Annotated in this window: 11 protein-coding genes and 2 pseudogenes; 6 read left to right on the top strand and 7 right to left on the bottom strand. The window is 62.7% G+C overall.

The window, feature by feature from the left end; translation table 11 throughout:
• Nucleotides 1-31: 31 nt before the first annotated feature.
• Nucleotides 32-1,556 (bottom strand): annotated as a pseudogene (locus AC0L2B_RS26035) (MFS transporter).
• Between the two features lie 150 nt (nt 1,557-1,706).
• On the opposite strand from AC0L2B_RS26035, the pseudogene AC0L2B_RS26030 reads away from it, so the two are divergent.
• Nucleotides 1,707-1,900, top strand: a pseudogene (locus AC0L2B_RS26030) (VOC family protein); the annotation flags it as partial.
• A gap of 284 nt (nt 1,901-2,184) precedes the next feature.
• Here the strand turns inward: AC0L2B_RS26030 and AC0L2B_RS26025 are convergent.
• Genes AC0L2B_RS26025 through AC0L2B_RS26015 form a run of 3 tightly spaced genes read right to left on the bottom strand, consistent with a single transcriptional unit; the run spans nt 2,185 to nt 4,458 of the window.
• Nucleotides 2,185-3,822: an acyl-CoA synthetase gene (locus AC0L2B_RS26025; protein WP_473747356.1), complete on the bottom strand. Its 1,638-nt coding sequence runs from the start codon at nt 3,820-3,822 to the stop codon at nt 2,185-2,187.
• 58 nt (nt 3,823-3,880) lie between these two features.
• Nucleotides 3,881-4,210, bottom strand: a complete 330-nt coding sequence (locus AC0L2B_RS26020; protein WP_473747355.1) for a type II toxin-antitoxin system RelE/ParE family toxin — start codon at nt 4,208-4,210, stop codon at nt 3,881-3,883.
• Nucleotides 4,211-4,212: 2 nt separating this feature from the next.
• On the bottom strand, nt 4,213-4,458 hold the full coding sequence (locus AC0L2B_RS26015; protein ID WP_077381476.1) for a type II toxin-antitoxin system ParD family antitoxin: 246 nt from the start codon (nt 4,456-4,458) through the stop codon (nt 4,213-4,215).
• Nucleotides 4,459-4,595: 137 nt separating this feature from the next.
• Here AC0L2B_RS26015 and AC0L2B_RS26010 point away from each other — a divergent pair, with 137 nt between their 5' ends.
• The 3 genes from AC0L2B_RS26010 (at nt 4,596) to AC0L2B_RS26000 (ending at nt 8,063) form a co-directional block, all read left to right on the top strand.
• Entirely contained in the window at nt 4,596-5,561 is a 966-nt protein-coding gene (locus AC0L2B_RS26010; RefSeq protein WP_287217975.1) for a sugar-binding transcriptional regulator, read from the top strand.
• Nucleotides 5,562-5,641: 80 nt separating this feature from the next.
• Complete coding sequence (locus AC0L2B_RS26005) at nt 5,642-7,696, top strand: bifunctional aldolase/short-chain dehydrogenase (RefSeq protein WP_473747354.1); 2,055 nt, start codon at nt 5,642-5,644, stop codon at nt 7,694-7,696.
• A gap of 109 nt (nt 7,697-7,805) precedes the next feature.
• Entirely contained in the window at nt 7,806-8,063 is a 258-nt protein-coding gene (locus AC0L2B_RS26000; protein WP_473747353.1) for a type II toxin-antitoxin system RelB/DinJ family antitoxin, read from the top strand.
• 561 nt (nt 8,064-8,624) lie between these two features.
• Here the strand turns inward: AC0L2B_RS26000 and AC0L2B_RS25995 are convergent.
• The 3 genes from AC0L2B_RS25995 to AC0L2B_RS25985 all read right to left on the bottom strand — a co-directional run bounded on the left by AC0L2B_RS25995 (nt 8,625) and on the right by AC0L2B_RS25985 (nt 12,324).
• Complete coding sequence (locus tag AC0L2B_RS25995; RefSeq protein WP_473584455.1) at nt 8,625-9,680, bottom strand: substrate-binding domain-containing protein; 1,056 nt, start codon at nt 9,678-9,680, stop codon at nt 8,625-8,627.
• A gap of 62 nt (nt 9,681-9,742) precedes the next feature.
• A complete protein-coding gene (locus AC0L2B_RS25990; protein ID WP_473508872.1) occupies nt 9,743-10,762 on the bottom strand; it encodes an ABC transporter permease in 1,020 nt (339 codons plus the stop codon).
• 35 nt (nt 10,763-10,797) lie between these two features.
• On the bottom strand, nt 10,798-12,324 hold the full coding sequence (locus AC0L2B_RS25985; RefSeq protein WP_473747352.1) for a sugar ABC transporter ATP-binding protein: 1,527 nt from the start codon (nt 12,322-12,324) through the stop codon (nt 10,798-10,800).
• 135 nt (nt 12,325-12,459) lie between these two features.
• Between AC0L2B_RS25985 and mtnK the strand changes: the two genes are divergently transcribed.
• The gene (gene mtnK / locus AC0L2B_RS25980; RefSeq protein ID WP_473747351.1) at nt 12,460-13,731 is read left to right on the top strand and encodes an S-methyl-5-thioribose kinase; all 1,272 of its coding nucleotides are present in this window, start codon (nt 12,460-12,462) and stop codon (nt 13,729-13,731) included.
• On the top strand, nt 13,728-14,819 hold the full coding sequence (gene mtnA, locus AC0L2B_RS25975; protein WP_473747350.1) for an S-methyl-5-thioribose-1-phosphate isomerase: 1,092 nt from the start codon (nt 13,728-13,730) through the stop codon (nt 14,817-14,819). Before mtnK ends, mtnA begins: the two co-directional genes overlap by 4 nt.
• The last annotated feature ends 280 nt before the right edge of the window (nt 14,820-15,099 follow it).

Here is a 15,099-nt window from a genome sequence, read left to right as displayed (position 1 = left end):
TGTCGCAGCTTTTGCTGGCTGCTGCCCAGCCTCAGACCTGCCCCCGTACTTTTTGCAACAGGACCCCCGCAAGGATGGCCGCAGCCAGCGCCACCAACGCGCAGATGCCGGCAGTCATCTGGAATGCCTGAGTGAACGCCTCCCGCGCTTTGCCGAGTAGGTCGGAACCGAGCGTCTCCGGCAAGGCGATTGCAACTGCGACGGCGCCTCCAAGCGTGTCCTTGGCAACGCTGATTTCTTGTTCGGACACCCCGTGCGCGACCATCCCGGTCACGCCGCCGCGATAGATGGCGGTGACGATGCTGCCAAGGATCGCGATGCCGAGCGCGCCGCCCAACTCACTGCTGGTTTCCGCGAGGCCCGAGGGCCGCACCGGCTTGCCCGGGTTCAACGGTGCCCACGATGAGGTCGGTGGCCAAAGTGAACACCGGTGCAAGGCCCAGGGAGAAGACGCTGTAGCCTGTGACGATGACCGCGAGATCGGCTCGGCCGCCACTGCGGGTGAGAATAAGGAATCCCACTGCCGCGAGCGCAAGGCCGGCAGCCATCACATAGCCCGGGCGAGCCTTACCGACCGCGATCGGCGTCAGCATCGAACCGGCGATGAAAGCGATGGCGGAAGGCACAGTCCAAAGGCCCGCTACAAAGGGTCCCATCCCGAGCACCAGCTGCAGATATTGCGCGATGAAGAGAAACGAGCCGAACGCGACGAAGAAGCCGAGAACGTTGACCGCCAATGAAGCGCTGAAGGCGCGCGAGCGAAAGAGCCGCAGATCGACCAGGGGATTTTTCAGCCGTGGTTGACGCAAGACGAAAACGGCGCCGACAGCCGCGCCGAAGACAATGGCGAAGGCCGCCTCCAGGCCGAATCCATGTTCGGCGATTTCCTTGATGCCGTAAATCACCGAAAGCACCGCGACAAGTGACAGCGCGGCGCTCAAGATGTCGAGCCGACCCGCTTCGGGATCGCGATACTCGGGCAGGACCATTGGACCGAACACCAGCAACGCGACCATGACCGGTACGGCCACGAGGAACACGGAACCCCACCAGAAATAGCTCAGCAGGATGCCCCCGACCAGCGGGCCGATGGCAGCGCCCGCGGAGAAGCTGGCGATCCAGACGCCGATCGCAACCGTGCGCTCCCTCGGGTCGAGGAACATGTTGCGGATCAACGAGAGGGTGGACGGCGCAAGCGTGGCCGCGGCAATCCCGAGCAGCGCACGCGAGACGATCAACATTTCGGCGCTTGTGGAGAACGCCGCGAAGACCGAAGCGATTGCAAATGTTACCGCGCCGATCAAAAGCAGTCTGCGGCGGCCGATGCGGTCGCCCAGCGTGCCCATCGTGATCAGGCATCCGGCAAGCAGAAAGCCATAAATGTCCACGATCCACAGAAGTTGCGAACTCGAAGGCCTCAAGTCTGTGCTCAACCGCGGCACGGCCAAATTCAAGACCGTCAGGTCCATGGAATAGAGCAGGCAAGGCAGCGCGATAACGGCGAGCCCGATCCATTCGCGCCGTGTAGCTCTGGGGCTCCGCTCCGCGTTCTCCATTAGAATGCTCCTCCTGCTAGATCTTCTTTCGTCGAGTCGGTTCTTTAGCGAGGACGATCGCGAGGCGCTCGATCCGACACAGAGCGATCTTTTTGCTCCGTTCAGCCGATCCAGCTGCTGCAAGGCACGTTGTTGAGTGCGGCTCAGGCACCGGTGGCTGATCTGTCGATCGAGGTCGACAATGTCGACGCGGTTTATCTGCGCGCGAACGAGATCGGTTGCAGAGTGGTCTATGATTTGACCGACGAACCGTGGGGGTAAGACGCTTCTTCATTGCCGACCCGACCGGCAAGCTGCTCAACGTGCTCTCGCATCTTCGGCAAAAAAATTGTTCGCAATACTGAACGGGCCCAATTGCCGGTTCCCGGCATGAGCGGCGGCTCAGGCTAAATTCTGATCTGTCGTGATCCTTCGCGCCCCCCTCTGTCCTGCCGGACATCTCCCCCACGAGGGGGGAGATTGGCGGTTTTAGCGCCCAGCTAGTCCTGCAATGTTGAAAGTTGGCGAAAGCGGCGATGACAGCCAATCTCCCCCCAAGTGGGGGAGATGTCCGGCAGGACAGAGGGGGGCGCTGTCCCGCTGCCATCAAACGCTCTGCACCGTCGTGACGCCGACGGTCCTGATCCACCTACCCCTTCGCCATCTCCCTCAGCCTGAACTTCTGGATCTTGCCGGTTGAGGTCTTCGGGATTTCGGCGAAGATCACCGCTTTCGGCAGTTTGAAGCGGGCGAGCAGCGCGCGGCAGTGGTCGATGATCTCGGCCTCGGTCGCCGTCATGCCCGGCTTCAGCTCGACATAGGCGACCGGCACCTCGCCCCATTTGTCGTCGGGCCTGGCGACGACGCCGCAGGAGGCGACGGCGCTGTGCTTGTAGAGCGCCTCCTCGACTTCGATCGAGGAGATGTTCTCGCCGCCGGAAATGATGATGTCCTTGGAGCGGTCCTTGAGCTGGATGTAGCCGTCGGGATGCATGACGCCGAGGTCGCCCGAGTGGAACCAGCCGCCGGCGAAGGCCTCGTCGCTCGCCTTGCGGTTCTTCAGATAGCCCTTCATGACGATGTTGCCGCGGAACATGACCTCGCCGATCGTCTCGCCGTCGGCCGGCGTCGCCTCCATCGTCTCGGGGTCCATCACCGTCAGATCCTCGAGCGCGGCATAGCGCACGCCTTGCCTGGCCTTCCTCGCCGCCTTCTGTCCCTTCTCCAGCCCATCCCACTCGCCATGCCATTCGTTGACGACAGCCGGGCCATAAGTCTCGGTCAGGCCATACAGGTGGGTGACGGCAAAACCCGCATCGGCCATGCCCGACAGCACCGCTTCCGGCGGCGGTGCCGCGGCGGTGTTGAAGGTGACCGTCTGCGGAAATTGCCGCTTGTCCTCGTCGCTGGCGTTGATCAGCACCGACATCACCACCGGCGCGCCGCACAGATGGGTGACGCCGTGGTCGGCGATGGCGTCGTAGATCGGCTTCGGCCGCACCCATCGCAGGCAGACATGGGTACCGGCCTGCACGGCCAGCGTCCACGGAAAGCACCAGCCATTGCAGTGGAACATCGGCAGCGTCCACAGATAGACCGCATGCTTGCCCATGCCGGCATGGATGGTGTTGGCGTAGGCCATCAGTGCCGCACCGCGATGGTGATAGACGACGCCCTTCGGATTGCCCGTCGTCCCGGAGGTGTAGTTGAGCGAGATCGCATCCCATTCGTCGTCCGGCATCAACCAGGCGAAATTCTCGTCGCCGCCCGCGACGAAGGTCTCGTAGTCGAGCGAGCCGATCCGCTCGCCCTTGGGATAGGGGGCGTCAGTGGCGTATTCGGGATCGTCATAGTCGATGACCAGCGGTTTTACCCTGGCCAGCGCCAGCGCCTCGCTGACGACATTTGCAAACTCGCGATCGACGACCAGCACCTTGGTTTCGGCATGGTCGAGCTGGAAGGCGATGACGGCGGCATCGAGACGGGTGTTGAGCGAATGCAGCACCGCCTTGGTCATCGGCACGCCGAAATGCGCTTCCAGCATCGGCGGGGTGTTGGACAGCATGACGGTGACGGTGTCGCCCTTGCCGATGCCGCGCCTGGAGAGCGCCGAAGCAAGCTTCAGCGACCGCCGCCAGAAATCGCGATAGGTCGTGCGCTGGCGACCATGGATGATGGCGACATGGGCGGGAAAGGTCCTTGCCGCCCGCTCCAGATAGCTGAGCGGCGTCAGCGGCTGGTGGTTGGCTGGATTCCTGCCGAGATCCTGTTCGTAGGGATTGCCCATCCCGTCCTCCCCATGTTTATCGAACGCTTCGGGACGCTGGCGAGCGAGGCCGCCTCAGCTACTCCTGGTGCCCCTGCCCGCCTTCGCCTTCTGACCATAGCGCATTGATGTCGCGATGCCCTTCGATGATGTTCGCCACCTCAAAGCAATCTCCATTATAGCGGAAGAAAATGACGTGTCCCCGGAAGGCGAAACTCCGGATGTCCGGCCGGAGATCGGGGCGAAGACGACCGATTGTCGCCTGCAAGCTCGCCAGATCACGGCATTTCTGGCGCAGAGCATCCACAAAACGGCGGCCAAGCTCCAGGCTGCCGCTTTCGCGAGCGACGTATTCAAAGATATTGACCAAATCTGTCTGTACCGACGGCAACATACGCAGCCGTGGCACTCCTAGAAGCCTTCCTTTGCGAGTTGCTCAGCCTTGGCTTCCACAGCCGCGTCAATGTCCTGCTCGGTCGCTTCGCCGTCGTCAGCAAACGACTTATCCAGCATGGCGCGTAGCGCCTTTAGCTTTTCCTCGCGTTCTTCGACCAGGCGCAAGCCTTCGCGCACGACTTCGCTGGCAGAACCGTAGCGGCCCCGCTTGACAATGTTGGACACGAAAGTTTCCCAGCGCTCACCCAATGATACGTTCATTGTCAGGCCTCCTGTTCAGTTTTTATCTCGATAACAAAAATGGCGCAATCCCTGGCATCGACAATGCCCGCAGTTCACCAAGATTCCACAATTTGACTTTTGTCGACAGCCGTGAATAATGTCAGCGAGGAGATGGCATGGCGATCCGACCGGCAGAACAGCTTATCCATAAGGCCGCCTGGCTCTACTATGCCCACGGCTTGCGCCAGGACCAGGTCGCCAGCCAGCTCAAGATTTCCCGAGCCTCGGTCGCCATGTATCTGCGCAAGGCGCGCGAGACCGGCATCGTCAACATCTCGACCTCGACCCAGCTTTTCACCGACGACGTCATGGCGCGCAAGCTCGAAGACGCATTGAAGCTCGATGCCGTCTGGATAGCGCCGGAAAACGGCCATGTCGCCGATCCGTCGACCGACATCGCGGTGCTGGCGGCAAGCGTCTTTCTCGAACTGATCAAGAAGGGCGATCGCATCGGCGTCGCCTGGGGAAGGACCATCTATACGATCGCCGACATCATGTCCTATGCCGATCTGCAGGATGTCACGGTGGTGCAGCTCTGCGGCAATCTGGGAGCCCCCTATTCCTACCGCCCCGACCAATGCACCATGGAAATCGCCCGCCGGCTCAATGCCAAGGGACTCAATTTCTATGCGCCGCTGGTGCTGACGACAGAGGAACTGGCGCGCGGCCTGCGCGCCGAACCAGTGATCCGCGAGCAGTTGTCGGGCATCAGTGCCTGCAATCTGGCGCTTTACTCGGTCGGCACTGTCGACGCCGACAGCCATGTCGTCAAATGCGGCGCGCTGACTGCCAGCGAAATGGAGGTGCTGCGTCGTGCCGGGGCTGCCGGCGTCATCGCCGGTCAGATCATCGACGCGCAAGGCAAGGCGCTCGACTGCAGCTACAACAGGCGGATCATTTCGGCGGAGCTGTCATCGCTGCGCAAGATTGAAAAGCGCCTCGTGGTGGTGCAGGAGGACAGCAAGTTCGGACCGCTGGTGGCGGCGATCGCGGGTGGGCTATGCACGCATCTGGTGGTCGGCGCCCGGATGGCGCGACGGCTGCTCGACGATGTCGGACCGGCAGCAGAAAAGGTCGCCTAGAGAACACAAGCCGCGGACGCTTTGTCATCAAGGCGTCGCGGCATTCCTGTTTCACAACAAAACAACCGGACGAAGCGAACATGAAGAACCTGTGGAATGATGGCGACGCGGAGAAGCTGGTTGCCGACTATGCGATGAAGGGCGTGGCACGCGACCTGGCGCTGCGCGTCTACACGACCAGGCTTCTGGGCGGCGAACCGCGGCTTGTCCTGCATGGCGGCGGCAACACATCGTGCAAGACAAAGGCCATCGATCTCGTCGGCGACGAATGGGACGTGCTCTGCGTCAAGGGCAGCGGCTGGGACATGGGCATCATCGAGCCGCAGGGCCTGCCGGCGGTCAAGCTCGGCGCGCTGCTCAAGGCGCGGTCGCTCAAAAAACTCTCCGACGAAGACATGGTGGCGCTGCAGCGGGTGAACCTGATCGATCCGTCTTCGCCCAACCCTTCAGTCGAGACACTGCTGCACGCCTTCCTGCCGCATAAATTCGTCGACCATACGCACTCGACCGCCATCCTGGCCATTGTCGACCAGGACGACAGCGAGGCGCTGAGCAAGAAGGTTTTTGGCAACAAGATGGGGTTCGTGCCCTACATCATGCCGGGATTCGACCTGGCGAAGGCGGCTGCCGATGTCTTCGACGCCGACCCGACGGTCGAAGGCCTGATCCTCGACAAGCATGGCATTTTCACCTTCGGCGACGATGCCAGGCAGGCTTACGACCGGATGATCCATTATGTTGATATCGCCGAGGATTTCATCGCCAGCCACGGCAAGCCGCGTAGCGAAAAAACCGCCTTGCCGGCCAGGCTGGCGAAGCCTGCGGAGATTGCGCCGATGCTGCGCGGCGCGGTGGCGGTGGCGCGGGGCGAAAGCCGCTTCGACCGCATGATCAGCGATTTCCGCACCTCGGACGCGATCGTCGATTTCATCAACTCGGCTGACATTGCCGACTATGCCGGGCGCGGTGTGTCGACGCCCGACCTGTCGATTCGCATCAAAACCGGACCGATGGCGTTGCCGGCGCCGGACGCGGACAAGATCGGCGACTACAAATCCGTCATTCGCCAGCATGTCGAAAACTTCGCCAGGGACTATCGCGCCTACTTCGAGACCAACGACGCGCTCGACGATGTGAAGCGCACTATGCTCGACCAGATGCCGCGCCTGACGCTGGTGCCGGGGCTCGGCATGTTCGGCCATGGCCGCACGCTGAAGGACGCGAAGATTGCCTCCGACGTCGGTGAGATGTGGATCGAGGCGGTGCGCGGCGCCGAAGCAATCGGCGATTTCCATCCACTGTCCAAGGCCGACCTGTTCCCGCTCGAATACTGGTCGCTGGAACAGGCCAAGCTCGCCTCCAACAAGCCGAAGCCGCTGACCGGCCAGATTGTGCTGGTCACCGGCGGCGCCGGCGCGATCGGTGCCGCCACGGCAAAGCTGTTCGCCGACAATGGCGCCCATGCGGTCGTCGTCGATCTCGACGCCGCGAGGGCGGCGGAGGCGGCAAAAAAGGCCGGCAACGGTTCGATCGGCGTCGGCGCCGACATCACCGACCCGGCGCAGATGCGCGCTGCCTTCGACAAGGCCGTTGCCGTCTACGGCGGCCTCGACATCCTCGTCTCGAATGCCGGTGCGGCCTGGGAAGGCAGGATCGGCGAACTCGACGACGCCACTTTGCGCAAGAGCTTCGAGCTCAATTTCTTCGCCCACCAGTCGGCGGCGCAGAACGCAGTGCGCATCATGCTCGAGCAGGGCACCGGCGGCGTGCTTTTGTTCAACACCTCCAAGCAGGCGATCAATCCGGGTCCGAAGTTCGGCGCCTATGGCATGCCAAAGGCGGCGACGCTTTTCCTGTCCAGGCAATATGCTGTCGACTACGGCGCCCACGGCATCCGCTCCAATGCGGTGAACGCCGACCGCATCCGTTCCGGGCTGTTGACCGACGCGATGATCGCCAGCCGTTCGAGCGCCCGCGGGGTCTCGGAAAAGGAATATATGGCGGGCAATCTGCTCGGGCAGGAAGTGACGGCCGAAGACGTCGCCCAGGCCTTCCTGCATCAGGCGCTGGCAGAGCGCACCACCGCCAATGTGACGACGGTGGATGGCGGCAATATCGCGGCAGCGCTGCGGTAATGCATGTCGCTCAAACGCCGCACATTTTCGAACGGTACGAACTGGACCGGACGGCTTGCGAATTCGGCCTTTCGTAGCTACATTGTAGCTCTCTTCAAGGAGCAGTGATATGGCAACGGAAACTGTGGTCCGCGCTCGGATCGATGCGGCGACAAAGGCACAGGCGACGGAAGCCTTGGCGGCAATGGGATTGTCCGTTTCCGACGCCATTCGCCTGCTGCTGGTCCGCGTCGCCGCCGACAAGGAGTTCCCCTTTCCGGTGAAGGTGCCGAACGCAACCACTCGAAAGGCCATGTCCGAATTGGAGCAGGGCAAGGGCAAGCGTTTCGCCTCGGCCGACGCGTTGTTCAAGGACTTGGAAATCTGATGTGCTGGCGCCTGTTCGATCCGGACAATTCCGCCGTGACGTGAACCGTGCCGAGAAGCGTGGCAAAGATCTTGGCAAGCTGCGCGAGCTGTTGGGCCTCCTGCGATACAGTGATTTTGACTGGTTGAAAGTCGATTGGCAGCGACAGTCAATCTTTGCTTTAGGTTAGTGACAATCGCAAACCCTCGATATTGGGGCGAAATACCTCTCCCTTCGTCATCCTAGGGTCTCCGCGACGTCGCTTCGCTCCTGCTCCGCCCTGGGATGACGAAGGCATGGTGGCCTGTGGCTAATCACCAGCGTCAGAGATGGTGCCTGCAGGCCGGCCGGCTCGCAAAGCCGCTGCACAGTTGGAGGACCCGTGGCGATCGTACACGGGATGCGCAATCCGGAACACTGGCTGTAAACCAGAGAGGCTGACGCAGCAGGCATTGATAGCTAGCGGGATGCGTTCAGATTGAACTGGGCATCCCGCTCTAACTACTGTTTTAGCCCCATTTCTGCGACGCCAAGTGATTCCACCCGCTCGCGAGCCGCTCTTCCACTTACCTGTGATAAAGCCTATTTCGCGTTCGGGTTCGGCATCCAGGCCGGCATCGCGACATCGGCATGGGCGAACTGCGGCAGCTTGGCCGAGAGGTCTTCCATGTTCTTGATGTCCTTGTCGATCAGGTCCTTCTGGCTGATCAGCGTCGGCGGCACGATGACGTTTTGACCCGGGTCTTCGCCGGCCAAAAGCTGCGCCAGCGCGCGCACCGAAACCTGGCCGACGACGGCCGGGTTGGTGGCAGCCGTCGCCGCCCAGGCGCTGTCGGGCTCGCGCATCGCGGCGATGTCGGAGGTCGAGATGTCGGCCGAATAGATCTTGATGTCCTGTGACAGGCCGGCCTCGTCGACGGCGATCTTCACCCCCTTGGCGAATTCGTCAAAGGGCGCGAACATCACCTTGATGTCGGGGTTGGCCGACAGCACCGAACGGGCCTGGTTGGCGACGGAATTGGCGATCGGGTTGTCGAGCGTGCCGAACATCGCCGCCTCTTTGATGCCGGGATATTTCTTCTTGAACTCGACCCAGGTCTCGTTGCGGCGGTCGAGCGGCGCGATGCCGGCGACATAGACGTAGCCGGCCTTCCAGCCCTCGCCATTGTCCTTGATTGCCTGCTCGAGAGCGAGGCGTGCAAGGTCGCGGTCGGACTGCTCGATCTGCGGTATTTTGGGGTTCTCGAGGTTGACGTCGAAGGCGACGACCTTGATGCCGGCGTCGACCGCGCGCTGGGCGGCTTCCTTCATCGATTCCGTCAAGCCGTGCTGGATGATGATGCCCTGAACGCCGAGCGCGATGGCCTGGTCGACCATGTCCGCCTGAAGGGCGGCATCCTGACGGCTGTCGAGGACGCGCAGATCGACGCCAAGCGCCTTGGCCTGCGCTTCTACACCGGACAGATAGGCCTGGAAGAAGTCGCCGGTCGAGAGATAGCGGACCAGCGCGATCTTGACGGCGCCGGGCTTGTCGAACGGCGCCGGCCTGTCCTGCGCCATCGCCGGGACCTGCATCAGCAGCGCAGCACCGGCAAGCCCGATTGCTGCCTTCCCCAAAACTCTTCTTGTGATCTTCATGGTGTCTCCTCCACTTGTTGAATTCAAATTTCAGCCGGTCGAAAATCCTGTCCGTCGAAATCCTACCTGTTGCCCCTGTCGGAAAGGGCGAAGGTGAAGACCAGGGCAACCACGAGAACCACGCCCTTGATGAAATCCTGCGTGTAATAGGGCGCGTTCATCATCGTCAGGCCCTGCAGCAGCACGCCGACAAACACCGCGCCGACAGCCGTGCCGAAGGCGTTCGGCTTGGCGGCGCCAAGAACCGCGTAGCCGATGAGTGCCGCAGCCACTGCGTCCAGCAGGAGATTATTACCCGAGGCGATGTCGCCGCGTCCAAGCCGGGCAGCGAGCAAAATGCCGCCGATCGAGGCAAAAACCCCTGAAATAACGTATGCCCAGATTTTGTATGCCTTGACAGGCGCGCCGGCGAGTTCGGCAGCCCGTTGGTTGCTGCCGACCGCATACATCATGCGGCCGAAACGGGTGTATTCGAGAAAGAACCAGATCAGCACCGCAAGCACGAGCAGCACGACGACCGAAACCGGGATGAGGTTGGGGATGAAGAAATCGAAGCGGTGGCGGCCGAGCGCCAGGAAGCCGGCGCCGAACGTGCCGTTGGCGACCGAGCCGTCAGGCATCGTCATGCCGGTGGCGATCGAGCGGCCCTCGGTCGGGATTCGCTGCAAACCGACGAGCAGGAACATCATGCCGAGCGTCGCCAGAAGGTCCGGTACACGCATATAGACGATCAGCCAGCCATTGATGAGGCCGACGATGACGCCGATCGCGAGACAGGCGACAACCGCGACGACAGCGTTCTGCTCCAGTACCACCATGACATAGGCGGCCGCCATCATGGCGCTGGTGGCGACGGAGCCGATCGACAGGTCGAAGCCGCCGACGACCAGGGTGGCGGTGACGCCGAGCGCCAGCACGCCGGTGATGGCGACGGACTGGAAGATGAAGACGGCGCTCTGCGGCGAGACGAAGCCATCGGCGGCGATGGCGAAATAGGCGATCAACCCGAACAGCAGAACGATGAAGCCATAGCGGATGGCATGGCCGCGCGCGGCTGCCATCCTTACCCAACCCGAACTCATGCCCTCTCCATTCCACGTCCCATTATCTGCCCGCCTCACGCTGCGCTGTGCAGCGGCCCGCCCGCCACTTCGGCCAGCAGGCGCTCGAGGTCGATGTCGGCGTTGCGATGCTCACCGACGATTGTCTGCTCCGACATCACCAGGATGCGGTCGGCGGTCTCCAGCGCCTCGTCGAGCTCGGTGACGAACAGCAGCGTCGCACGGCCGTTCGCGCTCGCCCGCAGCTTGGCGGCGATGTCGCGCCTGGCTGAAATGTCGACGCCCTGAAACGGCTCGTCCAGTATGAACAGTCTTGCCGCCTGCGACATCCAGCGGGCGACCATCACCTTCTGCTGGTTGCCGCCGGAAAGGGCGGACATTTCGTCCTTCTCCGAGCGGCAGACGATGCCCAACTCCCCGATCTGCCGGCGGGCGATGGCGCGCTCGACGCGGCGCTTGAGAACGCCCAGACGCGACATCCGCCTGTGGAACGGCAGGCTGATATTTTTCTGGATGTTGAAGTCGCCGACGATCCCGTTTTCGCTCCGGTCCTTGGCGACGAGAAACACGCCGGCGGTGATCGCCTCGCCTGTCGACCCCGGTGCATAGGCTTTGCCGTTCAGCACCATAGTGCCGGACAGCGGCTTGCGGACGCCAAACAGCGTCTCGGCGAGCGCTGTCTTGCCGACGCCGACGAGGCCGGTGATGGCAACGACTTCGCCGTCGCCGAGCGTCAAAGAGATCGGCCTGGAACCTTCGGCAATGCGCAACCCGTCGATCGTCAGGACAGGCCTGGCCGAATTCTTGGCGACGATCCGGTCGAGCTGGATCTTGCGGCCGAGCATGGCGTTGACCGCGCCTTCATAATCGAGCGGCTTGCCGTCGAAAACGCCTGAGACGACGCCGTCGCGCATCGAGACGATCCGGTCGGCAAGCCGCCTGATGTCGGACATGCGATGCGAGATGTAGAGGATGGCGACGCCCTGCTCGCGCAGCCTGTCGAGCAGCGCGAAAAGCCGGTCGGCCTCGGCGCTGGACAAAGACGAGGTCGGCTCGTCGAGGATCAGCACTTTTGGCTGATGGGCCATGGCGCGCGCAATCGCCACCATCTGGCGGTCGGCCAGCGAGAGATCGCTGATCCGGGCTTTCAGGTCGATCATCAGCCCCATGCGGTCGGCGACCGCCTTTGCCTCGCGGCGCACCTGGCCCGGATTGAACAGGGTCGGCGCGCCGCTGCCGCTCAGCCTGTCGAGCGTCAAATTGGTGGCGACGTCGAGATCGGCGACGAGACCGTCATTGATGTTCTGATGAACGGTGACGACGCCGGCGCGGATCGCCTCCGCCGGCGTTTTCGGCGCGAAGTCGTGCGGCGCGAAGTTTTGGCCGGCAAGGCTCATCGTGCCGCCGCCGCGCTCGTAAACGCCGCTGATGATCTTGACCAGGGTGGATTTGCCGGCGCCGTTGGCGCCCATCAGCACGGTCACTTCACCGGCATGCAAATCGAGCGAGACGCCGCCAAGCACCTCGATAGGGCCGAAGGATTTCCTCAGGCCGTCGACGCGGAACACGGCATCATTGCCCATTCGTTCCTCCCTGGCGACGACGCTATGGGCTGTTCCGGCAATTGTCAACACGATTGACAATTGCCAGAGGGCTTCCTAGCTTGGACCAACCGTGATGGCTCCACTAAGATGAGAGCACGTAAACGGGAGGTGAGGATGACTGGGAAATTGCCGTTCGAAGCACTGTCGGTCGAAACACTGGCGGCACGCCTCAGCGCCAACGCGGCGCTGTGCTCGCATATCGGCAAGGACACGAGCCGCTGGAAGGTTCGCGAGGTCGGCGACGGCAATCTGAACCTGGTGTTCATCGTCGAGGGTGCGCAGGGTGCGGCCGTCGTCAAGCAGGCCCTGCCCTATGTCCGCCTGGTCGGCGACAGCTGGCCGCTGCCGCTAAAACGTTCCTTCTTCGAATATCACGCACTGACACGGCAGCAAGCAAGAGCGCCCGGTTCGGTGCCGGCGATCCATCACTTCGACGAAGGCCAGGCGCTGATCATCATGGAGTACCTGTCGCCGCACATCATCCTGCGGCGCGCGCTGATCGAGGGCCGGCAACTGCCCAACATCGCCAGGGACATCGGCCTGTTCATGGCCCGCACCCTGTTTCGCGGCTCCGACCTGCATATGGCGACCAGGGATCGCAAGGCCGATCTGGCGCTGTTCGCGGACAATGTCGAGCTTTGCGACATCACCGAGAACCTGGTGTTCTCGGACCCGTATTTCGATGCCAAGATGAACCGGCATACGAGCCCGCAGCTCGACAGCATCGTTGCAGAATTGCGCGCCGACCGCGACCTCAAGGTCGAGGCGCAGCGGCTGAAGCACATTTTTGCGGCCAATGCAGAGACGCTGCTGCACGGCGACCTGCATTCCGGCTCGATCATGGTCACCGAGACAGAAACGCGGATGATCGATCCCGAATTCGCCTTCTACGGCCCGATCGCCTTCGACGTCGGCATGCTGCTCGCCAATTTCTGGATGGCGTTCTTCTCGCAGCGTGGCCACGAGCAGAACGGGAAGCGCGACACCATGCGCGCCTATCTGCTCGACGTCACGGTCGAGACATGGTCGGTGTTCCGCAGCGAGTTCTCGCATCTGTGGCGAACCGAGCGCACCGGCATGCTCTACCAGAAGAGCCTGTTCGAGGATCAGGGCGACAGGCTTGGCGCCGAACAGGCGCTCGACCACATGCTGCACCAGGTGTGGACCGACATGCTGGGCTTTGCCGGCGTCGAGGTGCACAGGCGCATTCTGGGCCTCGCGCACAACGCCGATTTCGAGACCATTGCCGACGCCGATCTGCGCGCCACATGTGAGGCAAAGGCGCTGAAATTCGGCCGTCACATCGCCGTCAACCGGCGCCAGATCCACAGCATCGACGAGGTCAACAAATTGGCCGCACTGATCGAACGGGAGAACAGGATTTGAACGTCGGCGACCGCCACTACCGCACCATCTGGCTGAGCGACGACGGGCGTTCGGTGGAGATCATCGACCAGCGCTGGCTGCCGCATGATTTCCGCGTCGAAAAAGTCGACACCGTTGCCGGCATCGCCACGGCGATCCGCGACATGTGGGTGCGCGGCGCGCCGCTGATCGGCGTCACCGCCGCCTATGGCGTCGCCATGCAGATGGCCGACGACCCTTCGGATGCGGCACTCGACGGCGTCTGGGAGGTCTTGCACGAAACCCGCCCGACCGCGATCAATCTGCGCTGGGCGCTCGATGAGATGCGCAATTTGCTGCGGCCGCTTCCATCAGGACAGCGCGCCGAGGCGGCTTACCGGCGCGCCGGCGAAATCGCCGACGAGGATGTCGGCCTCAACCGCGCCATCGGCGTCAACGGGCTTGAAATCATCAGGGAAATCGCAGCACGCAAGCAACCGGGAGAGCCGGTCAACATCCTGACCCATTGCAATGCCGGCTGGCTGGCCACCGTCGACTACGGCACCGCCACGGCGCCGATCTATCTGGCAACGGAAGCCGGCATTCCCGTTCATGTCTATGTCGATGAAACCCGCCCGCGCAACCAGGGCGCCCAGTTGACCGCATGGGAGATGACCGGCCACGGTGTGCCGCATACACTGATCGTCGACAATGCCGGCGGCCATCTGATGCAGCGCGGCCAGATCGACATGGTCATCGTCGGCACCGACCGCACCACCGCCGACGGCGATGTCTGCAACAAGATCGGCACCTATCTGAAGGCGCTGGCCGCCGCCGACAACGACGTGCCGTTCTATGTCGCGCTGCCGTCGCCAACCATCGACTGGACGGTGGGTGACGGGCTGGCCGAAATCCCGATCGAACAGCGTTCCAGCGACGAGGTCTCGCTGGTCTGGGGCAAGACCGCGAGTGGCGAGATTGCGCAGGTCCGCATCTCGCCGGAGACGACGCCCGCGGCAAACCCGGCCTTCGACGTGACGCCGGCGCGGCTGGTCACCGGATTGATCACCGAACGCGGCGTCGCCAGGGCGTCGCGCGACGGCTTGAAGGCGATGTTTCCCGGACGCTGATGGATCCTGCTCCCACGGATACTGCTGAGACGGTTGGCAGCGGACCCTAAATATCAAGACTGACGGCTCGCCGGACCCCTGAAAAGACCCGGCCTCGCCGGCAATGCCAAATGCGATGTCGATCCACCGCATGATCCGACAAGGCCGCCACCAGCTGGCGCAGCCGACGGCGCGGGACTGCGGAATTGGCTCTCGTGAACGCGTTCGTCCCAAACGGGTTGCCAAGCCATGGTAGTGTGATTATACCAGTTACTAAGGTGACGATCGGCAGGGCCATCGT

The organism is Mesorhizobium sp. WSM4815, assembly GCF_055811575.1.
The sequence above is the reverse complement of the archived record's forward strand: the minus strand, read 5'-3'. Positions and strand labels throughout refer to the sequence as shown.